The organism is Corynebacterium sp. LK2590, from assembly GCF_040946105.1.
Classification (GTDB): domain Bacteria; phylum Actinomycetota; class Actinomycetes; order Mycobacteriales; family Mycobacteriaceae; genus Corynebacterium.
Map to the genome: position 1 here is coordinate 330,625 of NZ_JAYWMH010000001.1, position 21,896 is coordinate 352,520.

Consider the following 21,896-nt stretch of genomic DNA (forward strand, 5'->3'; position numbering starts at 1 on the left):
GATAGTAAGTTATAGCACTAGGAAAGAGGGTAGAAATGACCACTCCCAACAACCCTTATGGGAACGACCAGAACAACGACCCGAACCAGGGCCTGCCGTCCTACGGTGATTCCCGCCCGGGTGCTAACGATGCCCAGGGCCAGCACGCCGCCGATCCCAGCGCCGGCGCCGGCGCTGGCTATGGCTACGGCGGCACCGGCGAGGCGAACGCCGGCTTCGACGACGGCGCCTATGGGGCCGCGCCGGAGGGCAACGCCTACGCCGCGCCGGCCGCCGGCTACGGTGGCTCCCAGTACCAGGGCGGCTTCGAAAACGCCCCGAACTTCGAGAAGTCGAAGCTGGCGCTGACGGCCTTAATCCTCGGTATCGTCGCCGTGGTGGGCCTCATCGTCGGCGGCTTGGGCGCCATCGTCGGTGTTGCGGGCGTCGTGGTTGCCATCATCGCGATGGTCCGCAACGCCAAGAAGCCGAAGGAGACCCGCCGCACCTGGATGTCGGTGGTGGGCTTTATCCTGTCGGTGATTTCCATTGCTATCGCCGCCATCATGGTGGCGTTTACCGTCTGGGTATTCAACGAGACGAACTTCGAGGAGTGCATGCAGATCCAGGATCAGCAGGCACAGCGTGATTGCGTCGAGCGTCAGAGCCAGGAACTGGTCAACTCGAACAACTAAGCCCTCACTCCTTCTGGCCCCCGCCTGGTGCGGGGGCCATTTTTGTGCCTACCTGGGCCTAATTTGGCCTACCTTTGGCTACTTGGTTACGTTGCTCCATTTTTCGTCCTTTGGGCAGGTGGCGCCGTAAAAATGGGGGTTTTCTGTTGTTTCGGGCCTCGTGCAGGGTGGTTACTGTGCTCCGAGTTATCCACAGATCGGGTTTTCGGGCCTTGTAGGGGTTGCCAGGGGCTTCTAGCGTGTGAGTCATGACAACGACAGCCATGGACACTTTGAAAGCAGCACACTCTATCTTCGCGGACGGGATTACCTACTTGGGCCTGTGCCGCGAGTTGAGCCTGCCCGCTTTGAAAGCTGTCATGTCGGATGTTGCCGCCGCAGCCCACTTTCGTGCGTGCCAGACGTTTTTCGGGCACACCACCTACACGAGGAAGCAGGCCGCCGCGAGGAAAGCGGCCGCCGCCCAAGGCCACCACTTAGATACTTTGCTGGTGTTGGACAACGCCTTCCGCCGGGTCCGGCACAAGGGCGAGGCCTGGGCGATGCTCATCGAACTGTGCAACACGCCTGGCACCACCAAGCAGCTGCGTAGACTTGCCAACCAGAAAGTCCTGGAGCTTAACCGCCCGGCACCGCCGGCCGAAGGCGTGCGCGTGATCCGCCGCAAAGACGGCCCCAGCACGTTTTCGGTCACCGGGGATCCGGAGCTGGTGGAAAACCTCTGGGCCACCATCAAGACCATCCCCGACGTCGAAGCCCTCTTCAGCGGTGGCCTGGAGAAGCAACCGAAGGCCACCCACGTGGTCATCTCCCTGCCCGACTGGGTGAAAATCCTTGCCGGTGATGGGGACGAGATCACCCTGCAGCTGAGCAACGGCACCACCATGACCGGGGCCGAGTACGTCCGCCAATGCCTGTTGGATGCGGGTTTGGCCACCCTGGTGGATCCGAGGCGGGGTCCGGTCAATCAATACCGGTACCAGCGCCATGCTTCACCCAAGCAGAAGGACATGGCGAAGGCGGAGACCACGACGTGTGCCTGGCCGAACTGTCGGAAACCGGCCGATGAGTGCCAAGTCCACCACATCCACCCCTGGGTAGACGGCGGAGAAACCAACCAAGAGAACCTCACCTTGTTGTGTGAGTTCCATAATTCGTGGAACGACGACGACCCGGCCTATCCCAGACACGGACGGGTCAACCGAAGACACGGCCGCATCACCTGGGATCCTCCCCGGGGTGGCGGGCCCTAACCGCTGACGGCTGACGGCTGACACGGGAGTCAGCCGCAATCCACAAGGAATAGGGTCAGCCGAGCAGGAAGGAAAGACCAGCTGAGCCCCACGACCACCGAGCCGAAAGGACCAGAGCCAACCGAGATACGCGAAAAGGCGCCACGGAAAGCACTCCGTAGCGCCTACTCGGCGTGCCTAGAGGCCCTCGACCGGCCCGTTCGCGCGGACGAGTTGGCGGGCCTCCTCGCGGACGACATCGTAGATGGTCAGCGTCGGGGCCAGCTGCGCCAGCTCCGCCCAGGTGGTTAGGTGCTCCGGCTTCAGCGGTACGTAATAGGAGACCCGACCCTTGAGCTCGGCGGCGCCGGCGCGCGTGATGTGCGCGGCCATGGCCGACAGGTACGGCACCCAGGCCCACTGGTTCTTTTGGCGTTTGCCGGCGGTGTGCGCGAAGCGGCGCAGCAGGTGCAGGTGCGCGCGGATCTCGTCGCCGACCACGTTGGCCTCCTGCTTCATCATCTCCTCCCGGAACTCCGCGAAGTCCGTGACGTCGATGAACTTCTTGCGCCGGCGCAGGATCTCGGCCCAGCCGTGGCGCAGGGCGGAGGCATCGGCGACGCGGCGGGCGGCGGCGACATCGTAGAGCGCCTCGAGCGCCTGCTGCGTGTTGTTCGCCTTGGCGGCCGCCAGCACCTCCTTCATCACCTGCTGCGTGTCCGCGGTGCCGGTGTCCTCGCCGCCGCGCAGCAGCTCCAGCAGCACCTCGCCGCCGGCGGTGCGGATGAAATCGGTGGCATCGTCCCAGTCGGCGTGCCCATCGACGAGATCGTTGAGCTGCTCCACGACGCGAATCCACGGCAGCGCGCGGAACTCCGCCACGCGCTCGCCGTTGCTGTGGAAGTCGTAGTTGGCCAGCCCGTGCGCAATCGCCAGGGCCGGCTGGTCGCCGGAGCGCACGTTGGACCGCCCCAGCGCCTCGAGCATGTGGCGCGGGTCGGCATCGATGGTCTTGCGCAGCACGCCGGCCATCGGTCGGGTAGCGGCCGGACCCAGGTTGCGCAGCGCGAACAGGTGGCGCCACAGCGCGGGCTGCTCGTGCTTGGCGACGGTTGCCCGCGGGTTAGCGCCAGACAGCTTGTAGGCCAGCTCGTCGCCGTGGCCGTCGTCGAAGTAGCCGTCCTGGGCGACGATGAAAGCGCGCATCGACGGCCGGTTCGGCGCCTTGGCCTGGTAGCCCGGCTGCGCCTCGACCACGTCGACGGCCAGCGGACCGGCCTCCTGCAGCTCCTCCGGCACGCGGGTGGACAGCTGGGCGGAAAACTCCACCCGCCACGGCGCGATGTCCGGGCGCGTGACCGGCCAGAGGAAACCGGTCAGCTGCCGGCCCATCGCGTTGCCGGACAGCCGCAGGCTATCGCCCACAATCCGCCCCGACAGCTCAAACTCCGACTCATTGAGCCGCAGCAGGGTAGCCAGCTGCACGTCCGGGGTGGCGTGCGCCTCCCACGCCTTTTCGAACTCGAGCTCCGAGCCGAAGGAATCGGACAATTCGGCCCACGTCTGCGCCGCCGATGCCGGGTGCCACGCCAGCGTGGCCACCAGGTTGGCGTGGGCTTCGGGGAAGGCGTGCTGGATGGCGCTATTGCCCACCGTGAACACGCGGCCGTGGCGGCGGCGCTTGAGCTGGATGACCTTGACCTTGCGGGAGACCTCGTGGGTCAGCAGCAGGGCCGCCGAGCCGCCGATGGCCACGGGTAAGCGCACCTTGAGCTCGCCGTTGCGGGCCAGGGAGCCCTGCGGGATGGTGCCGGGGTGGGTGTCCCAGTCCGGCTGCTCGCCGCGCAGGTCCAGCGAGTACTTCAGCGCCTTGGGCACCACCACGACGTCGAGGCAGTAGTCCACGGCGTTGGAGATCTGGAACATGGCGGTCTCGGCATCGCGGGGCACGGCCTGCGTCTTGTCGAAGGGCACGTCGATGTACTTCTCCGCCGCCTTGCGCTGGGAGTAGTAGGCCTTGGTGTAGGCGTTGGCGTCGGCGGCCTGGTCGGGGTGCCGAAACTGCGCGCCGTTGTAGGTCACGTGCAGGTCAAAACCCTCGGCCATGTTGAAGGTGCGGCGGTCCACCAGGGTCTCGTCGCGCAGCACGTCCACCTCGTAGCGGCCGACCCAGGCGTCCTCGTAGGCGTCGGCGAAAAGCGCCAGCTCGTGGCCCTGGAACTCGGCCAGCTCCAGCAGCTGCTCGACCAGCTCGCGCTCGCCCAACGGGTCGACGTAGTACAGCTCCACCGACCACTCCGGGGCCGGATCGACCGGCAGCACCAGCCGCGGCGAGGAGCCGTAGATACGCCCGGCATCCGTGCCGCGCACGTCCGGGATGGCGTTGTCGGCGCTGCGCCACTCCGGCAGACGCGAATGCGGATCCTCCGGGGTGGACACGCGCACCTGGCGGGTGGTGAAGCTAGCCGGGTGATCCAGCGCAACCGTCAGAGTCTCGACGTCCGCGGCGGCCAGCTCGCGCAGCTCGAACAGGGACCACTCCGGCCAGGTGGTAAAGCGCAGCTCGTCGGCGACCTCCACGGCCGCCCCCTCGGCCGAAAACTTCGTGCGCGTCGGCGCGAGGACGAAAACCGACGGGGTAGTGATGCGGTGCTGGTCCGGCAGCGGGCGGCAGTCCGGGCCGAAAAACAGGACGGGGAAGTCCTCGGCCACCACGCCCAGGCGGTGCTTGGTGCCGCTGGCGGCGTGCGTGGCGGTAATGCGCGCGGTCGGCTGGACGAGCGCGACGCGGGAGGGGGCATCGCGCAGCTCGGGCGGCTGGGCCTGCGGGCTAATCCGGAAGGTGTCGAAGCCGGCGTCGACGGACCAGGCGCTCGACGGGTCGGGCAGCACCAGGCTCAGGCGCCCGGCCTCCGGGTCGAGCTCCAGCCACGGGCGAAACTCCGCGTAAGTCTCCACCGGCAGATCCAGCGGCTCCGTGTCCGCCCCGGCCGCCGATGCCGCCTCGCGCACCGCCTGCAGAGCCTCCCCGTCGACCTGCAGCTGGGCGGCGGCGACGTCCCAGAAGGAGTCGGCATCGGCCAGCTGGGTGCGGGCGTTGGTCAAAACCGCCGCCACGACGTTGGCGTGGGCGCTCACGACCTCGGCCGGGTCTTCCGCGGCTGCCAGGGCGCGGCCAAACTCGGTGCTGAGCCAATCGAGCTGGGCGGCGCTCAGCTCGGCCGGGTCCTGGCCGGCTAGGGCATCGTCAGCGGCGCGCAGGCGCTCAGCGGCGGTGGAAAAATGCTGGAGGCGAGAGGGGAAATCTGCAGGGAAGGCCACGGGTTAAAACTCCTGGAGTGGTGAAACAAGAATGTGGGCAGTAGCAGTGACACGACTGAGCCCGAACCTTAAACGTCGGTCAAGGCTCGGGCTCGGTGGCGGGGTGGGCATTTTAGTCGAGGTAATCCCGCAAGACCTGGGAGCGCGAGGGGTGGCGCAGCTTCGACATGGTCTTGGACTCGATCTGGCGGATACGCTCGCGGGTAACGCCGTATACCTGGCCGATTTCGTCTAAAGTCCGCGGCATGCCGTCGGTCAGGCCGAAGCGCAGGCGCACCACGCCGGCCTCGCGCTCGGACAGGGTGGTCAGCACGTCCTGGAGCTGGTCCTGCAGGAGGGTAAACGAGACGGCATCGACGGCGATGACGGCCTCGGAGTCCTCGATGAAATCGCCCAGCTGGCTGTCGCCCTCGTCGCCGATGGTCTGGTCCAGCGAGATGGGCTCACGGGCGTACTGCTGGATTTCCAGCACCTTTTCCTCGGTGATGTCCATTTCCTTGGCCAGCTCCTGCGGGGTGGGCTCGCGGCCCAGGTCCTGCAGCAGCTCGCGCTGGATGCGGCCCAGCTTGTTGATGACCTCGACCATGTGCACCGGGATGCGGATGGTGCGGGCCTGGTCGGCCATGGCGCGGGTAATGGCCTGGCGGATCCACCAGGTGGCGTAGGTGGAGAACTTGTAGCCCTTGGTGTAGTCGAACTTCTCCACCGCGCGGATAAGGCCCAGGTTGCCTTCCTGGATGAGGTCGAGGAAGGCCATGCCGCGGCCGGTGTAGCGCTTGGCCAGGGAGACCACCAGGCGAAGGTTGGCCTCCAGCAGGTGGTTCTTGGCCTTGCGGCCGTCGCGGGAGATGGTGCGCAGGTCGCGCTTGAGCGACGGGGAGAGCTTGGCGTCCTTGTCGCCGTCGGCGAGGGCCTTTTGCATCTCGTCCATGCGGTGCTGGGCGTAGAGGCCGGCCTCGATGCGCTTGGCCAGCGAGACCTCCTGCTCCGCGTTCAGCAGGGCGACCTTACCGATCTGCTTGAGGTAGGCGCGCACGGAGTCCGCGGAGGCGGTCAGCTGGGCGTCCTTGCGGGCCTGGCGCAGCGCGGCGGATTCTTCCTCGTCCCAGATCGAGGAGCCGTCGTCTTCCTCCTCGTCCTCCTCGTCGACGTCGCCGGCCAGGTCGTCTTCCTCGTCGTCGAGGTGCTCTTCCAAGTCGGCGTGGTCCGGCTCGAAGTCGTCGTCGGTGACGCTGGCGCCGAACTCGTCCTCGGCGTCGGTCTCCGGCTTTTGCTCCTCGGCCGCGGTGGCGGCGAGGTTCTGCTCGTCGTCCTTGGCCTTCTTGGTGGCCGCTTTCTTCGGCGCAGCCTTACGGGTCGACTTCTTGGCGGTCTTTTTAGCCGACTTCTTGGCCGTTTTCTTCGCCGTCTTCTTGGCGGTCTTCTTCGCCGACTTCTTAGTGGTCTTCTTGGCGGTCTTTTTGGCCGTCTTCTTTGCCGTCTTGGCGGCAGGCTTTCCCGCAGGGGTATTTGCCTCTGCGTCCTCGCCGAGTACCTTGTCGGAAGAATCAGTGGCTGCCACGTACGCCCTTTCGCCTTAATTGTTACAGTCAAAACCTATACCGCGCAGTGGCGGTCGGTTTATCTAGTTACGATCGACCGCCCAGTATAGAGCATTCTGATCGACTCTTGTGACAGCGGGGTCGTGCTCCCGCCGCCTCATCTTAGTTTTATCTTAGGGTTGCACGTGTGCGTTAACGGCCATCGCCGCGCCGATAATGCCGGCTTCGTTGCGCAGTTGCGCTGGCACGATCGGGGTATCGATGGACAGGTGCGGGCCCCATTTTTCGAATTTGCGCGAGATCCCGCCGCCGATGATAAAAACCTGCGGGTTAAACAGCTTCTCGTAGGTATACAGCACGCGGTTGAGGCGTTTGGCCCACTTTTTAAAGCTTAAGTCCTCGCGCTCTTTGGCGGCTGACGATGCCACGTGCTCGGCCTCCTTGCCCTTGACCTCCAGGTGGCCTAGCTCGGTGTTGGGGAAGAGCCGGCCGTCGAGGAGGAAGGCCGAGCCGATGCCGGTGCCGATGGTCAGGAAGATGGCCGCGCCCTGGCGGGCGACGGGATCGCCGTGGGCGGCTTCGGCGAGGCCGGCGGCGTCGGCATCGTTAAGCACGACGACCTCGCGCCCGCCGAGCTGGTCGCGGAAGAGGGCCTGGGCGTCGACGCCGATCCAGCTGGGGTCGATGTTGGCCGCGGACTGGACGATGCCGTCGCGCACGATGGCCGGCACCGTAATACCGACGGGCCCCTCCCAGCCGTGGTGGTCCACGACTTCGGCGACGGTCGCGGCCACGGCCGCGGGGGTAGAAGGCTGGGGAGTGGCGATCTTCTGCCGGGCGGAGTGCAGCTGCCCGGATTCCAGGTCCACAATGGCTCCCTTGATCCCGGAACCGCCGATGTCGATCCCGTAGGCTAGCGGGGCATTTCCGGCGGTCGAATCCTCACTCGTGTGCATGCCGGAAAGTGTAGCGCATGGCGCCGCGAGCGCAGGGTTAAAGGCTGTAAGGGGGTACCCACTTTCGTGGGTTCTACCTGCGAGTGTGACAGCGGGGCGATTGTGCTTTAGTATGCGCGATCGACATAGTTGATTTCCCTGCACAAGTTTGCATGAAAAACCGATTGGAGCGTGCAGTTATGGCAACCGATTACGACGCACCGCGGCGGCGCGTGGAAGACGAATTGGAGACCGATTCCCTGGAGGGGCTGAAGGCCGCCGAGAGCGAAAGCAGCGCCATGGACGACGACGGCGAAATCGTCGAGCCCTTCGAGCCGCCGACAGTCGATCTGAGCGGTGAAGAACTCAACGTGACGGTCGTGCCGCGCCAGGACAACGAGTTCACCTGCTCGGTCTGCTTCCTGGTCCAGGACAACAAGCGCCTGTCCTACGAGGAAGACGGCGACAAGGTCTGCATGGACTGCGCCTAGGCGTTTTAAGGCGCTACTAGGCGCTGCGATAACTGCGCAGGGCCTGCTCTGCTTGCTCGGGGACGAAAGCCTCGATGAGCGTGGCCGGGTCCTTGCTGGCGATGAGCCAGTAGGGGGTCGGGTCATCCGGGTCGTCGAGGACGAACATGGCGAGCTCATCCACCCACTCGTGGGTCGAGAGGAACGCCGCGGGATCCAGCTGCGGTCCCAGCGCGTTGCGGCGGGCCGACTTGGGAACGGCCAGCGAGCGGGCCACGACATCGCTGGGCAACTGGGCGTCTTTCACGCTGAGCCAGCGGGTGCCGTCGGGGTCCTTTTCCACGGTGACGACGGTCGAGGACCAGGAGACCAGCACCCACACGGCCACCGCGATGAGCACGATGGCGGCGGTTAGCGGCCAAATGCCCGACCGGTTTAGCCCGACCGTTGCGGTGGTCACGGCGATGACGATGGCCGCCAGCACCCAGAAATACCAAGGCACCCACTGGCGTTCCTGGTAGATGACCTCGGAATTCGCGCTGGGGTTCAGGTCGTTGCCACTATTGTCCGCAGGTTTCACGGTAAGCCAGTCTATCGCACGGCCCGGGGCACAAGGCAAAGTTGCCGGGCCGGGAAGGTAGGCTATCGGGCGTGACTAGCACTCCGGATTCAAACCTCTCCGTCCAGATCAAACGCCTCGACCCCGAGTTGCCGATGCCGCGCCGCGCCCACCGTGGCGACGCCGGCGCCGATCTCTACGCCGCCGAGGACGTGACCCTCGCCCCGGGGGAGCGCGCGCTGGTGGGCACGGGCATCGCCCTGGCGCTGCCGGTGGGCACCGTCGGCCTGGTGCACCCGCGCTCGGGCCTGGCCGCCAAGCAGGGGCTTTCCATTGTCAACACCCCGGGCACCATCGATGCCGACTACCGCGGCGAGATCAAGGTCTGCCTGATTAACCTCGATCCGGCCACGCCGATTGAGGTAACGCGCGGGATGCGCATCGCCCAGCTGGTGATCCAGAAGGTGGAGCTGGCCGAGTTCGTGGAAGTTACGGAGCTGGACGAAACCGTCCGCGGCGACGGCGGTTACGGCTCGACCGGCGTGTAGGCCCCGCGGCGAGGGGCTAAAGTGGAACGGATAGACGTCGATCAGTAAAGGACTTTTCAACCATGGCTTTGTGGCCTTTTGGCAAGAAGAACAAAGACAACCACGACACTACGGCGTCCGCGGCAGAACCGGCGGCGGACCAGGCGCCGGATAACGCACCCGTCGACCGCCTGGATGACGTGCCGGATACGCCCGGCGATGCCGCGGTAGCCAACGGTTTCCCGGGCGCTGCGGGAATTAACATCAACGTCGTCGAGCACGACGCCGTCGGCGGGGACACCGGCCCCTTTGACGGCGACAGCCTGAACTACGAGGACTTCGACTTCAGCGATTTCTCCGCCGGCACGCTCGACTTGGGCTCGATGAAGATCGCGCTGCCGAAGGGCTCGCAGGTCCAGGTGGAAATGGGCGAGAAGGGCCCGAAGATGCTCCACATCGTCACCACCGCGGGGCGGATTACCCCGGTAGCCTTCGCCGCCCCGCGCTCGAGCGGGCAGTGGGAGTCCGCGGCCAAGGAGCTCATCCAGGGCATCGAGAACGACGGCCTGCCGACTCGCCTGGAGGAAGGGCCGTGGGGCACCGAGATTGTCGGCTCGAACGACAACGGCGAGATCCGCATCATCGGCGTGGAGGGCCCGCGCTGGATGCTGCGGGTGACCCTGGCCGCGCCGAAGGGCAAGTCGGAGGAGCTGGCGAGGATCGGCCGCGAGCTGGTCGCCCGCACCTTCGTCTACCGCGGCGATGAGCCGATCCTCGCCGGCAACGCCCTGCGCGTGGTCATGCCGCCGGCGCTGGTCGAGCAGCTGCAGAAGGCTATGCAGCAGCGCCAGGCCGGCAACGCCAACTCAGGCAACGCCAACGCAGGCAACGCCAACGCCAATGCAGGCAGCACGGGCAACGCCGCCAACGCGGGCAACGCCGGCTCGGACGGCCAGCGCACCGCCGCCGACGAAGAGCGCGAGAAGCAACTGCGCGAGCAGATGTGGCGCCTGCTGAGTAACGGCACCGGCAACGGCACCGGCAACTCCGCCGGCGCGGCCAACGCCGACGGCAACACTGACGGCGCCGACAACGCTTACTCGCAGGACGCCGGCGACGACAACTCCGACCGCTAGCTAGAACCCCAGAAAGACTCACGTGGCTGAAAACAAACCCCTCGAGGACCAGACCCTGCTCGAGCAGATGGGCGGAGTCACCGGGCTGGTGGCGGCGACGCTGCCGGTGGTCGTGCTCATCCCCGTCAACAGCATGTGGGGCCTGGTTCCCGCGCTGCTGGCCGCCATCGGCGTGGCCGTGGCGGTGGCCCTCTGGCGCGTGGCGCGCAAGGAATCGCTCCAGCCGGCCATCTCCGGCCTGCTGGGCGTGGCGATCTGCGCGGGCATCGCCTACGCCACCGGCGACGCGAAGGGCTACTTCCTGTACGGGATCTGGGCCTCGCTGGTGCTGTGCATCGCCGCGGTCGTGTCCATCCTGGTGCGCTGGCCGGCGGTGGGCGTTATCTGGAAGGGCATCAACGGCGAGGACATGGCCTGGCGCCAGATCCCGGCCGCGCGGCGCGCCTACGCGCTCGCGACCGCCGGCTGGGCCGTGGTCTTCCTGGCCCGCTTCGTGGTCCAAAACGGCATCTACAACGCCGGCGAGACCACCGCGCTGGGCATTACCCGCATCCTCATGGGGTGGCCGCTGACCGGCCTGGTCACCCTCCTGACTATCTTCTTGGTGCGCCGGGCCAACCGGGTCATTGAGGCCGAAGAAGAACAACCACCCCTCGAGACGAACGGACAACGAGACTAATGGAGACTGCGAACTACCAGGCAGGCGACGATATCCGCCTGCGCATCGACCGCATGGCCCACGGCGGGGAGGGCATCGGCCGCGCGGACGACGGGCGCATCGTCTTCGCCCGGGGCGGTTTCCCCGGCGACGAGGTCGTCGTGCGCCTCGACAAGGTCAAAAAATCCCTGCTGCGCGGCACCGTCACCGAGGTAGCCACCGCCGGCCCGGCCCGCGTGGACTCGGCCTGCCCGGCCGCCGCGGCGGGGGCGGGCTGCTGCGACTTCGCGGAGGTCGACCCGGCCCAGGAACTTGGCATCAAGGCCGACGTCCTGCGCGACCAGCTGGCCCGCGTCGGTCACCTGGGCGCCGACGGAGAGCTGCCGGAGCTGGAGCTGCGCGAGCTGCCGCCGCACCGCGGCTGGCGCACCCGCGTGCGCTTGGGCGTCGACTCCCGCGGGCGGGCCGGCACCCGCAAGCGCGCCTCCAACGACCTGGTCACCGACGTCGCCTGCACGCAGCTGGCGCCCGGGCTGGTAGACGACATCGTGGGGCCGGGCGCGCGCACGTTCACGCCGGGCGCAGAAGTCATCGCGGTGCTGGATAGCACCGGGGCCCGCCACGTGATTGAGACCCGCAAGGGCCCGCGCGGCAAGCGGGTGGAAAAGATCGAGCAGGTCGTCGAGGGAACCGCCGGCGTAGTCGAGGAGGTCGACGGGCACCGCTTCGAGTTCCCGGCGACCGCCTTCTGGCAGGCCCACCGCGGCGCGCCGGAGGCCTACACCGGCCTGGTCGCGGTGCTGCTGGGCACCGGCCACGGGCCGGCCTGGGACCTGTACGGCGGCGTCGGGCTCTTCGTGCCCACGTTGAGCGCGGCCACCGGCGGCGCGGAGACCTACTCGGTGGACCTGTCGCCGGCCGCCCGCCCGGATCAGCAGCCCGGCCTGGCCGAGTACGCGGTGCGGGTCAAATCCGCCCGCGTCGACAAGGTCATCGGCCAGCTGCCGCCCGCCGATGCCGTCGTCCTGGACCCGCCGCGCGTCGGCGCCGGGGCCGAGGTCGTGGCCCGCATTGCCGAGGCCACCCCGAATCGCGTCGTGCACATCGGCTGCGATCCGGCCGCCCTGTCCCGCGACCTGTCCGCCTGGGTCGAGGCGGGCTACGGCATTGACCGGATGGTCGTCGTTAACGCTTTCCCCGGCACGCACCACTTCGAGACCCTGGTGCTTTTGACCCCGCGGCCGGGCCACGATGTACGGTAGAAAATAAAACAAGCGGGGTACCGCTGCGATTTAAGCAAAGGAGTAGTTGAGCACTCCATGAGAATCATTGATTCGATTGACTCGCCGAAGGATCTCAAAAAGCTCGATGGCGATGAGCTGGAACAGCTAGCTGCGGAGATCCGCCAGCTGCTCATTGAGAAGGTCTCCGCCACCGGCGGACACCTGGGGCCGAACCTGGGCGTGGTGGAGCTGAGCATCGCTTTGCACTACACGTTCAACTCGCCCCAGGACGCGATGGTCTTCGACACCTCGCACCAGTCTTATGTACACAAGATGCTCACCGGCCGCGCCGGCGACTTCGACAGCCTGCGGCAAAAGGGCGGGCTGTCCGGCTACACGCGGCGGGCCGAGTCCGAGCACGACTGGACGGAGTCCTCGCACGCCTCGGCGTCGATCTCCGTGGTCGACGGGCTGTCCAAGGCCTTCCGCCTGGCAGGCGAGCCGCACCGAAACGCCATCGCCATCGTGGGCGACGGCGCCCTGACCGGCGGCATGTGCTGGGAGGCGCTCAACAACATCTCGGCGGACAAGGACCGCAACGCCGTCATCGTGGTCAACGACAACGGCCGCAGCTACGCGCCGACCATCGGCGGCCTGTCGGAGAACCTGGGGCGTATCCGCTCCCAGCACGGCTACGACGAGCTGATGGCCCACGGCAAGAAGACACTCAAGTCGATGGGCTGGTTCGGCGAGCGCGCCTTCGATGCCCTCCATGCCTTCAAGGAGGGCGTCAAGTCCTCCGTCTTGCCCACGGAGATGTTCCCCGAGCTGGGCATGAAGTACATTGGGCCCATCAACGGCCACGACCTCGAGGCGCTCAACCACGCGTTCCGCTACGCGCGTGACTTCGAGGGGCCCATCATCGTCCACGTGGTCACCGAGAAGGGCCACGGGTTCGCTCCGGCGGTCAACGAGCCCAAGGACCAGATGCATTCGACCGGCGCCATTGACCCGGTCACCGGCGTGCCGAAGGGCAAGAGCCAGCCGGGCTGGACCGCGGCGTTTTCCGAGGAGCTGATTAAGGCTGCCGAGCGCCGCGACGACATCGTGGCCATCACCGCGGCCATGGCCGGCCCGACCGGCCTGATGCCTTTCGCGGAGCGCTTCCCGGACCGCTTCTACGACGTCGGCATTGCCGAGGCGCACGCGATGGCCTCGGCCTCCGGGCTGGCCCTAGGCGGCCTCCACCCGGTGGTGGCCGTCTATTCGACGTTCTTGAACCGCGGCTTCGACCAGCTGCTCATGGATATCGCCCTGCTGGGGCTGCCGGTGACCGTGGTGCTGGATCGCGCGGGCGTGACCGGATCGGACGGTGCTAGCCACAACGGCGTCTGGGACATGGCCTTGACCAGCATCGTCCCGGGCATGCGCGTGGCCGCCCCGCGCGACGGCAAGCGCCTGCGGGAGCTGTTCAACGAGTCCCTGGAGATCTCCGACGGGCCCAGCGTGGTGCGCTTCCCGAAGGGCAACCTGCTCGACGACATGGACGCCGTCGACACGCTCGAGGACGGCACCGACGTCATCTACACCAACGTGGCCGGCGCGTCCGCCGGCGATGCCGACAGCAGCCGCGACGTGCTCATCGTCTCGGTCGGGGCGATGTCGGCGCGCAGCATCGCGGCGGCGAAGCTCCTGGCCGAGCAGGGCGTCGGCGTGACGGTCGTCGACCCGCGCTGGGTCGCGCCCGTGCCGGAGGCCGTGGTGCGCCTGGCGGCGGACTACCGCCTGGTGGTCACGGTGGAAGACGGCATCAAGCGCGGCGGCATCGGCTCGCTGGTGGCCGAAAAGCTCAGCGATGCCCAGGTGGACACCCCGCTGCGCCGCCTCGCCTTCCCGAACTACTTCCCGCTGCACGCCTCCCGCGGGCAGCTGCTGGAGGACGTCGGGCTGGCGCCGGAGGGCATCGCCGAGTCCATTGGGGAGTGGCTGCGCTAGAAGCTGGTGATGCGCCGCGCGATAATCGGCACGGCCCAGTCCAGCTGCCACGGTCGCACGCCCGCGGCAACCAGAAAGTCGACCAGGTCGGCGGTGTCGGTGAGGTGCGCCTTGGGCCCGAGGGCGGCCCAAATCGCTGCCCGCAGGGTGGCGGGCTTAATGAGCAGCGAGTCGTCGACGGCCAGATCCTGGCCCAGGTCGGTGAAGTCTTGGCGGGCGGCCTGGTAGAGCTCCCAGAGCTCGGCCGGCCAGGCGGCCTTTCCGGGAACCTCGCGGCGGGTGCGCTGGGGGCGCGGCCAGTCGCTGGCCGGCAGGTCGCGGGCGCGCTCGACGACGTCCCACCACAGCTGCGTGGCCGACTTCCGCTTGCGGGGAAAGCCCTTGACGCGCGCCAGTTCGGCCGGCGAGTCCGGCAGCGTGCGGGCGACATCGATGAGCACCTTGTTGCCCAAAACCCGCGGCGGGGCGATGTCGCGGTGCGCGCTTAACGCGTCGCGCTTAATCCACAGCGCCTTGGCCACGGCCAGCTGCTCGCCGCGCCGCAGGGTGCTCAGGCCCTTGAGCTCGCGCCAAGAGCCGGGCTCCGGGGCGGTGGTCCCGGCGTGCTCGGCGATAAGCGCGTCGAATTCCTGCAGCGCCCAGTCGAGTTTCTCCTCCTCGGCCAGTACGTCCTGGAGGGTCTCGGCCAGGGGGAGAAGGAATTCGACGTCGAGGGCGGCATAGGCCAGCCAGTCCTGCGGCAGCGGCCGGGTGGACCAGTCCACGTAGCCGTGGGCTTTTTCCAGCTCGATGCCCAGAATCTCGTCGACCATGTGGCCCAAGTTGGGGTGCTCGAAACCGGCCATGCGGGCGGCGACCTCGGTATCAAACAGCGAGCCGGGCTTGAGCCCCAGCCAGGCCAGGCAGGGAAGATCCGTCTTGGCGGCGTGCAGCACCCAGGGCTGGCCGTTGATGGCGTCGCCGACGTGGTCCCTAACGGCCTCGGCGTTGCCCTCGGGGTCGATGAGCACGGTGCCGGCCCCGGCGCGGTGCAGCTGGAGGAGGAAGGCGCGGTCGTTGTAGCGGTAGGCGCCGGCGCGCTCCGTGTCGACGGCCAGCGGCCCGGTACCGCCTAACAGCCGGGTGGCGGCTGCGGCGATCTCCTGCGGGGTGCTGGCGACCGGCGGGATGCCCTGCGCCGGTACTCGTCTAAGCTCGCTCATGATATGCCAGGCTACCCGCGCGCTGGCTTATCCGCGCCCTAACTGGGTAACGCCCTCCGGCGGAAGGCCGGCCACGTTCGCCAGCACGGCGGCAAAGGCCTCCACGTGCGGGCCCAGTTCCAGGTCTTCTGCGGTCCAGGAGGCGCGCATCTCGAGCTGGTAGGCGCGCGGCGGGCCGCCGATTTCGCCGTAGCGCACCGAGGCGGTCGAGGTGACGGTGCCACCCAAATTAGTGTGGCGGGCATCGCTGTGGGCCATGCCCTCGGTCAGCCACTCCCAGGCCACGTCCGGCAGGAGGGGATCGCCGGCGACGTCCGGGTCCATGTCGGCCTGGATATAGGCGACCAGGCGCATGGGCCCGTCCCAGGCCTCCTCGGCGCCCGGATCGTGGAGGAGGATGAGGCGGCCGAAGGCGTCGCCGCTGCTGTCGGTGGGGATGGAGTCGGCATCGTCCGCGCCGCGGTCGACCTCGAGCCCGATGGCGTGGCTATACGGGGCCAGGCGCTGCGGCGGGCGGATGGATCCTAGGGAAATCTCGGGGCGCAAGCGAGCCTGATGCATGGACTCCACGGCACGGTTGAAGGTGGCCGGCGTGGTGGTCTCGCCGTCGGCGGGGGCATCGTTAGCGGCAGGGGAGGCGCTGTGCGGCTGGGAACTCTCGGAAATGCTCACAATGAATCAAGCTATATTTTCCCCGGCGCCACTGGTGGGAGGCGCGCCGTGCCCCCAGTTGGCCAAGTATCCAACTAATGGTGGATACTGGAGGGGTCATGTCCTAGTCAGACTCGAACGTCCTTTGAAAGGGGATTGTCCATGGCGAAGCTCGATTTTAAGAAGCTCAACGAGGTCCAGCAGTACTCCCAGCACGCGGTGTTCCGCGCCATCCCGGGGGCCTTGGGTACCGAGCGCGACGACATCATCGCCCAGGCCCAGGACTTCTTCGCCCGCCTGGCGGAGGAAGGCAAGGTCACCGTCCGCGGTATCTACGACCTGTCCGGCATGCGCGATAGCGCCGATTTCATGATCTGGTGGCACGCCGAGGAATTCGAGGACCTGCAGCGCGCCTTCGCGGACTTCCGCCGCACCACGGTCCTCGGCCAGGTCACCGACGTGACCTGGGTGGGCAACGCCCTGCACCGCCCGGCGGAATTCAATAAGTCGCACCTGCCGTCGTTCATCATGGGCGAGGAGCCGGGCGACTGGATTGCCGTCTACCCGTTCGTGCGCTCCTACGACTGGTACATCATGGACGAGGAAAAGCGCCGCAAGATCCTGGTCGAGCACGGCATGGCAGCGCACGATTATGCCGACGTCCGCGCCAACACGGTCCCGGCCTTCGCTCTGGGCGACTACGAGTGGATCCTGGCCTTCGAGGCCCCGAGCCTCGACCGGATCGTCGACCTGATGTACGTCATGCGCTACACCGAGGCCCGCAACCACGTGCGCGAGGAAATCCCGTTCCACACCGGGCGCCGTGTCGCGGACGTGGCAGAACTCATCAAGGTCCTGCCTTAAGCCGCGGCTAGACCTCGCGCTCGTCGAGGTCTAGGCAGATAGAGTTAATGCAGTAACGCAGGTCGGTGGGGGTGTCGTAGCCCTCGCCGGCGAAGACGTGGCCCAGGTGCGAGTGGCAGTTGGCACACAGCACCTCGGTGCGCACCATGCCGAGCGAGCGGTCCTCGCGCTCGATGACCGTGTCGACGTCCTTGGGGGAGTAGAAGGACGGCCACCCGCAGTGGGAGGCGAATTTTTCGGTAGAGCGGAACAGCTCGGCGCCGCAGGCGCGGCAGGAGTACACGCCCTCGGTGGTGGTGTCGGTGTACTTGCCGACGTGCGGCGGCTCGGTGCCGCCCTGGCGCAGGACGTAGTATTCCTCGTCGCTTAGGCGCTTTTTCCAGTCGGCGTCGGCGATGAGCTTGAAATCAGTGGGCTGGTTGGTCATGCCGCCCAGTGTAACCGGCGCTGCGGCGCTGGCCCAGGTACCAGCCGGCCACGCTGGCCGCGCAGGCCACGATGAGCAGGAACCACCCGGCGGTGCCCAGGAAGAAATTCGCCCAGCGCCCCGCGTCCGGCCAGTGGGTGGACGTCCACGTCACGGGCAGCAGGAAGCAGGCCGCGGCGGCCCAGGCGAGCCATGAATGAAAAACGCTGCGCGGCAGCACCGCGGTAAACATCAGCGGGAACAGCCACATCGAGTAGTACTGCTGGCCCAGCGAGGACAGGAAGAAGATGCCGACCAGCAGCACGCCGGTGGTCGTCAGCGCCCACAGGACCGGGTCGGTGTTGCGCCAGCGCAACAGCAGCACGACGGCGACGGCGACTAGGGCCGCGGCCAGCACCCACACGGGGTAGTAGGCCCAGCCGGGCAGGTCGAAATAGGCGCGCAGGCCGTCCCAGGAGGAGTTGGCGTAGTCGCGGGTGGTGCCCAGGTAGGGCACCAGCCGGCGCAGGTAGTCCCCGGCGTCCGGGATGACCGGCCAGGCCAGGGCGTTGAGCCCCACCGGCACCGCCAGGCCGGCGGCCACGGTGGACCAGCGGGCCTTGACCAGCGGCAGCACCAGCAGCGGGGCGAACTGCGGCTTGACGGTAATGGCCAGGCCCAGCACGATGCCCGCCCACAGGCCGGAACCCACACCCCGGCCCCCGCGGCCGGCCCGGCCGCGCAGGCCCAGCGCCAGGAAGCCGCTGAGCGCTAGCAGCAGGAGGCCGTTGATATTGGCGAAGGTCAGCGTGTTGATAACGGACTCGGTGGCAAAGGCCAGCGCGATGCTTGCCGGCCACAGCGGGCTGGACAGGCGGTGGCCTACCAGGCAGGCCAGAACCGCCAGCGCGCCGACGATCGCCGCCGCGTTGACCAGGATGAACAGCCCGCGGGCCAGGCTGAAGTTCTCCACCAGGCCCAGCGGGTAGAGCAGCAGCGTGGCGCCGGGGTTGTAGAGGTAGAGCGGGTCGACGTGGTGGTAGGCCTGCTCGTAGACGGCCTGGCCGTCGAGCGCCCGGCGCACGGCGTAGTAGACCGTACTGAAGTCATCCGTGGGCGCGCCGTTGAAGGCACGGACCAGCACGGTGTTGAGCACCAACAAGATGGCCAGCGGCCAGGCGGCCAGGTTGAGGCCGGCGGGCAGCTGGATGGGGCGGCCGGGGGCGAGCGCGGTGCGGGAAGTCCACGCGGAAGACAGGAAACTGGTACTCACGGCCAGCCAGTTTACGGCCTCCGCGCGCGGCGGTACCGCAGAAACACGGTGCCGTCGGCATCGGGGGCGCAATTGTCCAGGGTGAGCCGGGTGGTGCGGGAGGAGGTGGCATCGTCGGCGCGGACGACGGGGGTCTCCACCGCCGAGGTGACCGTGGGATCGAGGGTTAGGTAGAAGGCGTCGACGGCATCGGCGGCCACGAACTGGGAGAGCAGGCCCGGCCCGCCCTCGCAGACGATGCGCCCGTAGCCCCGGGCCCGCAGGCAGGCCAGGAGGTCGGCGGGGCTGGCCGTCCCGGCGTCGATGATCTCGGCGCCTTGGGCCTCCAGCCGGCGGGTGCGCTCGCGGACCTCGGCCTGGGCGAGCGCGGCGTGCGGGACTAGCAGCAGCGGGGCGGTGGAGTAGTCGGTGAAGAAGCGGGAGCGCGGATCCATGTCGGCGCTGCCGGTGACGACCGCGATCGGGGCCGGCGTGCCTGCCGCGGAGGTGGCGCCGCCGTAGTCCTCGGCGCGCACGGTGGACGCACCCACCACGATGACCTCGGCCCAGTCCCGCAGGCCCTGCAAGAGCTGCGCGTCGGTGTCGTTGCCCAGGGACTCGGAGGTCCCGGCCGCCGATGCCGAGCCAGTCACCGTAGCCACCATCACCGCCCGGACTTCGCGGCGGTCGGGGCCTAGCAAAGCGTTGATATCCATGGCCACCATCCTAGGGCGCGGATACAAAAAGAGCGCCTCCCCGTAGGAGGGGAGACGCTCTTAAAAATAAGTGGTGGTCCCAGCTGGGATCGAACCAGCGACCTTTCCGGTGTGAACGGAACGCTCTTCCACTGAGCCATGGGACCGTGCTGGGCTAAAATGTAGCACGGTGCCGCGTGATTCGACGAATCCCCAGTAAAACGGCGGTATCGGCGGGCACGTGCGGCCGGGGATGACAGCGGTGTCATTTAGCTTGCGTCACAAGCTGCCGCGAATGGCCCCAGAACCGCCCCGTGAGCGGGCGATTTGTAAACCGGGGCCGGTTCAGGATAATGTTTTTACTCGCACCGCACAGAAAGCTTCGGCTTAACATGGTGCATGCGGATGTAGCGCAGTTGGTAGCGCATCACCTTGCCAAGGTGAGGGTCGCGAGTTCGAGTCTCGTCATCCGCTCCGCGCCTTCCTTTGAGAAGGTGGTTATCCCGCGCGATTAGCTCAGTGGGAGAGCGCTTCCCTGACACGGAAGAGGTCACTGGTTCAATCCCAGTATCGCGCACCACGGGTTTTCCAACCTAGTTGGGAAGTCCGGAAGCCTTAAGGGTTTCGAAAATGCGGATGTAGCGCAGTTGGTAGCGCATCACCTTGCCAAGGTGAGGGTCGCGAGTTCGAGTCTCGTCATCCGCTCCAACACAGTTTCACTTTGTATACTTGTGTGAGGCGGCATACGCCACGGTGGAATGGCCGAGTGGTGAGGCAACGGTCTGCAAAACCGTGCACACGGGTTCGATTCCCGTTTCCACCTCCAGTTAGCGTGGCCACCGGCGACGCCTGCGCGATTAGCTCAGCGGGAGAGCGCTTCCCTGACACGGAAGAGGTCACTGGTTCAATCCCAGTATCGCGCACCACGGGTTTTCCAACCTGGTTGGGAAGTCCTGAAACCGGGCCTGGTTTCAAATTTGCGGATGTAGCGCAGTTGGTAGCGCATCACCTTGCCAAGGTGAGGGTCGCGAGTTCGAGTCTCGTCATCCGCTCCATTTTTCGACGCCGTCCCCGTTGGGGGCGGCGTTTTGTATCTTCGCGCTCGGGTGGGGGACAATCGGGGCACAACTAGTAGCAGTGAGATCTGCGCCATTGTTGGGAACTACTTCCAGCAATGGGGCGACTAGTCGGATACGCGTCGCGCAGCGCGGCGGCAAGCCCGCGGTGTGTGCCGCTGCGACCTTGGAACGACCAGGCGAGTCCTCGCCGTAAGGAGCAGTACATGTTTTCATTTTCCCCGCGCACTGCAGGCGCCGCGGTGGCAGCCGGGGCCCTCGGCCTGTCCGCGTGGGCAGCGCCGGTAGCCCTGGCTCACGATGCCGTCATCGGCGGCACCGTCACCGAAGGTCAGGTCCTCGACGAATTCCCCGAGACCATCACCCTGGAATTCTCCGGAATCCCGCGGGAGGGCTTCAACAACTTCGCCGTGACCAACGAGGAAACCGGGGACGTACTGTTTTCTGCCGAGCCTAAGCTCGACGATCGCAACCTGACCATCGAGACCCCGGACGACGTCGACCCGGGTCCCGGTGACTACCAGGTCGGCTTCCAGATCACCTCTTCGGACGGGCACGCCACCCGCGGGGGAGTCAGCTTCACCGTGGCCGGCGATGACGACTCCAGCGTCGCCGTCGACGAGTCCGCCGTCCCCGAGCCCGGCGAAGAGATCGGCGGCGCCGATGGCCCGCTGAAGTGGATCCTCGCCGTCGGCGGCGTGTTGGTGCTGGCCGCCGTCGTCGTGCTGGTTCTGGCCAAGCGTCGCCCCATTGATGAACAGTAAACAAAGGAATCTGTCATGAAATACCCCCGTCTTGTAGTCTCCGCTGTTGCCGCCTCGGCCCTGTCCCTGGCGGCCTGCTCCCCGAGCGAAGAGCCCGCGGACCAGAACGACACGCAGACCAACACCTCCGCCGAGTCGGAGCAGGCCGCCGAAACGGACGTCACCTTTGAAGGCGGCGTCGTGCGCGCGATGGCCGAGGACTCGGACATGACCGCCATCTTCGGCACCCTGGTCAACCACACCGACTCCGACCTGGAGGTGGAGTCGTTTAGCACCAGCATCGAAGCGGAGATGACCCAGCTGCACGAGACCGTCGATGGCCAGATGTCCGAGATGACCGAACCGCTGACCATTCCGGCCGGCGGCGAGGCCACCCTGGAGCCGGGCGGCGATCACCTCATGCTGATGGGCGTGAAGGAGCCGGTCATGGCCGGCGAGTCCGTGACAATTACGCTGCACCTGACCGACGGCAAGACCATCGACCTGGGCGAGGTGCCGGTGCGCAGCATCGGCGCCGGCGACGAGGACTACGGCGACCTGGGCTCCACCGATCACAGCAACCACGGCGACCCGGGTGACCACGCCGAAGACACCGACCACGGCGATCACGCCGAGCACAACGAGCTCGGCGATCACAGTGACCACGGCGACCACGCCGATCACGGTGATCACGGCGACCACGCCGATCACGAAGGCCACAGCGGCCACTAGGGGA

The 21,896-nt window shown here is 67.1% G+C and carries 20 protein-coding genes and 7 tRNA genes; 17 read left to right on the top strand and 10 right to left on the bottom strand.

Annotated features, from left to right (window positions below):
* Positions 1 to 35 precede the first annotated feature (35 nt).
* Entirely contained in the window at positions 36 to 674 is a 639-nt protein-coding gene (locus VVR85_RS01515; RefSeq protein WP_368519200.1) for a hypothetical protein, read from the top strand.
* Positions 675 to 922: 248 nt separating this feature from the next.
* A complete protein-coding gene (locus tag VVR85_RS01520) occupies positions 923 to 1,927 on the top strand; it encodes an HNH endonuclease signature motif containing protein (protein ID WP_368519201.1) in 1,005 nt (334 codons plus the stop codon).
* A gap of 177 nt (positions 1,928 to 2,104) precedes the next feature.
* On the opposite strand, the gene VVR85_RS01525 is transcribed toward VVR85_RS01520, so the two are convergent.
* The 3 genes from VVR85_RS01525 to ppgK all read right to left on the bottom strand — a co-directional run bounded on the left by VVR85_RS01525 (position 2,105) and on the right by ppgK (position 7,724).
* The gene (locus VVR85_RS01525) at positions 2,105 to 5,227 is read right to left on the bottom strand and encodes a hypothetical protein (protein WP_368519202.1); all 3,123 of its coding nucleotides are present in this window, start codon (positions 5,225 to 5,227) and stop codon (positions 2,105 to 2,107) included.
* 112 nt (positions 5,228 to 5,339) lie between these two features.
* Positions 5,340 to 6,788 (bottom strand): RNA polymerase sigma factor, encoded by a 1,449-nt coding sequence (locus VVR85_RS01530; RefSeq protein ID WP_368519203.1) that lies wholly within the window; start codon positions 6,786 to 6,788, stop codon positions 5,340 to 5,342.
* Between the two features lie 153 nt (positions 6,789 to 6,941).
* Positions 6,942 to 7,724 carry a polyphosphate--glucose phosphotransferase gene (gene ppgK, locus VVR85_RS01535; protein WP_368519204.1) on the bottom strand — a complete coding sequence of 261 codons (783 nt, stop codon included), beginning with the start codon at positions 7,722 to 7,724 and terminating at the stop codon, positions 6,942 to 6,944.
* Between the two features lie 179 nt (positions 7,725 to 7,903).
* Between ppgK and VVR85_RS01540 the strand changes: the two genes are divergently transcribed.
* Positions 7,904 to 8,194: a DUF4193 domain-containing protein gene (locus tag VVR85_RS01540; RefSeq protein WP_368519205.1), complete on the top strand. Its 291-nt coding sequence runs from the start codon at positions 7,904 to 7,906 to the stop codon at positions 8,192 to 8,194.
* 16 nt (positions 8,195 to 8,210) lie between these two features.
* Here VVR85_RS01540 and VVR85_RS01545 read toward each other — a convergent pair whose 3' ends face one another.
* Positions 8,211 to 8,753 (bottom strand): DUF3093 domain-containing protein, encoded by a 543-nt coding sequence (locus VVR85_RS01545; RefSeq protein WP_368519206.1) that lies wholly within the window; start codon positions 8,751 to 8,753, stop codon positions 8,211 to 8,213.
* Positions 8,754 to 8,824: 71 nt separating this feature from the next.
* Here VVR85_RS01545 and dut point away from each other — a divergent pair, with 71 nt between their 5' ends.
* From dut to dxs, 5 genes are all read left to right on the top strand, one after another.
* Complete coding sequence (gene dut, locus VVR85_RS01550) at positions 8,825 to 9,280, top strand: dUTP diphosphatase (protein ID WP_368519207.1); 456 nt, start codon at positions 8,825 to 8,827, stop codon at positions 9,278 to 9,280.
* A 62-nt stretch (positions 9,281 to 9,342) separates the two neighbouring features.
* Positions 9,343 to 10,395 carry a DUF3710 domain-containing protein gene (locus VVR85_RS01555; RefSeq protein WP_368519208.1) on the top strand — a complete coding sequence of 351 codons (1,053 nt, stop codon included), beginning with the start codon at positions 9,343 to 9,345 and terminating at the stop codon, positions 10,393 to 10,395.
* A gap of 67 nt (positions 10,396 to 10,462) precedes the next feature.
* Entirely contained in the window at positions 10,463 to 11,074 is a 612-nt protein-coding gene (locus tag VVR85_RS01560) for a DUF3159 domain-containing protein (protein WP_368519422.1), read from the top strand.
* The gene (locus VVR85_RS01565) at positions 11,074 to 12,315 is read left to right on the top strand and encodes a class I SAM-dependent RNA methyltransferase (protein ID WP_368519209.1); all 1,242 of its coding nucleotides are present in this window, start codon (positions 11,074 to 11,076) and stop codon (positions 12,313 to 12,315) included. Before VVR85_RS01560 ends, VVR85_RS01565 begins: the two co-directional genes overlap by 1 nt.
* 57 nt (positions 12,316 to 12,372) lie before the next feature.
* Positions 12,373 to 14,271: a 1-deoxy-D-xylulose-5-phosphate synthase gene (dxs, locus tag VVR85_RS01570; protein WP_368519210.1), complete on the top strand. Its 1,899-nt coding sequence runs from the start codon at positions 12,373 to 12,375 to the stop codon at positions 14,269 to 14,271.
* Here dxs and VVR85_RS01575 read toward each other — a convergent pair.
* Together VVR85_RS01575 and VVR85_RS01580 are read right to left on the bottom strand one after the other, a co-directional pair.
* Positions 14,268 to 15,473, bottom strand: coding sequence for an HRDC domain-containing protein (locus VVR85_RS01575; RefSeq protein ID WP_368519211.1), 1,206 nt, complete (start codon positions 15,471 to 15,473; stop codon positions 14,268 to 14,270). The two genes, dxs and VVR85_RS01575, sit on opposite strands and share 4 nt — an antisense overlap.
* Before the next feature lie 27 nt (positions 15,474 to 15,500).
* Complete coding sequence (locus VVR85_RS01580) at positions 15,501 to 16,145, bottom strand: DUF3000 domain-containing protein (RefSeq protein ID WP_368519212.1); 645 nt, start codon at positions 16,143 to 16,145, stop codon at positions 15,501 to 15,503.
* Between the two features lie 141 nt (positions 16,146 to 16,286).
* Between VVR85_RS01580 and hemQ the strand changes: the two genes are divergently transcribed.
* On the top strand, positions 16,287 to 16,988 hold the full coding sequence (gene hemQ / locus VVR85_RS01585; RefSeq protein WP_368519213.1) for a hydrogen peroxide-dependent heme synthase: 702 nt from the start codon (positions 16,287 to 16,289) through the stop codon (positions 16,986 to 16,988).
* 7 nt (positions 16,989 to 16,995) lie between these two features.
* Here hemQ and msrB read toward each other — a convergent pair whose 3' ends face one another.
* The 4 genes from msrB to VVR85_RS01605 all read right to left on the bottom strand — a co-directional run bounded on the left by msrB (position 16,996) and on the right by VVR85_RS01605 (position 19,508).
* Entirely contained in the window at positions 16,996 to 17,415 is a 420-nt protein-coding gene (msrB, locus tag VVR85_RS01590) for a peptide-methionine (R)-S-oxide reductase MsrB (protein WP_070768300.1), read from the bottom strand.
* Positions 17,396 to 18,667: a glycosyltransferase family 87 protein gene (locus tag VVR85_RS01595; RefSeq protein WP_368519214.1), complete on the bottom strand. Its 1,272-nt coding sequence runs from the start codon at positions 18,665 to 18,667 to the stop codon at positions 17,396 to 17,398. The genes msrB and VVR85_RS01595 overlap by 20 nt, the downstream gene beginning before the upstream one ends.
* Before the next feature lie 11 nt (positions 18,668 to 18,678).
* Positions 18,679 to 19,362, bottom strand: a complete 684-nt coding sequence (locus VVR85_RS01600) for a pyrimidine reductase family protein (protein WP_368519215.1) — start codon at positions 19,360 to 19,362, stop codon at positions 18,679 to 18,681.
* A 71-nt stretch (positions 19,363 to 19,433) separates the two neighbouring features.
* Positions 19,434 to 19,508: transfer RNA gene (locus VVR85_RS01605), tRNA-Val, on the bottom strand.
* A 234-nt stretch (positions 19,509 to 19,742) separates the two neighbouring features.
* Between VVR85_RS01605 and VVR85_RS01610 the strand changes: the two genes are divergently transcribed.
* From VVR85_RS01610 to VVR85_RS01645, 8 genes are all read left to right on the top strand, one after another.
* Positions 19,743 to 19,815 (top strand) — tRNA-Gly (locus VVR85_RS01610).
* Between the two features lie 31 nt (positions 19,816 to 19,846).
* Positions 19,847 to 19,921, top strand: a tRNA-Val gene (locus VVR85_RS01615).
* 52 nt (positions 19,922 to 19,973) lie between these two features.
* Positions 19,974 to 20,049 (top strand) — tRNA-Gly (locus tag VVR85_RS01620).
* Positions 20,050 to 20,093: 44 nt separating this feature from the next.
* Positions 20,094 to 20,167, top strand: a tRNA-Cys gene (locus VVR85_RS01625).
* Between the two features lie 25 nt (positions 20,168 to 20,192).
* A tRNA-Val gene (locus VVR85_RS01630) sits at positions 20,193 to 20,267 on the top strand.
* A 53-nt stretch (positions 20,268 to 20,320) separates the two neighbouring features.
* Positions 20,321 to 20,396: transfer RNA gene (locus tag VVR85_RS01635), tRNA-Gly, on the top strand.
* 227 nt (positions 20,397 to 20,623) lie between these two features.
* Entirely contained in the window at positions 20,624 to 21,181 is a 558-nt protein-coding gene (locus VVR85_RS01640) for a copper resistance CopC family protein (RefSeq protein ID WP_368519216.1), read from the top strand.
* 15 nt (positions 21,182 to 21,196) lie between these two features.
* Positions 21,197 to 21,892, top strand: coding sequence for a copper chaperone PCu(A)C (locus VVR85_RS01645; protein ID WP_368519217.1), 696 nt, complete (start codon positions 21,197 to 21,199; stop codon positions 21,890 to 21,892).
* Positions 21,893 to 21,896: the final 4 nt, after the last annotated feature.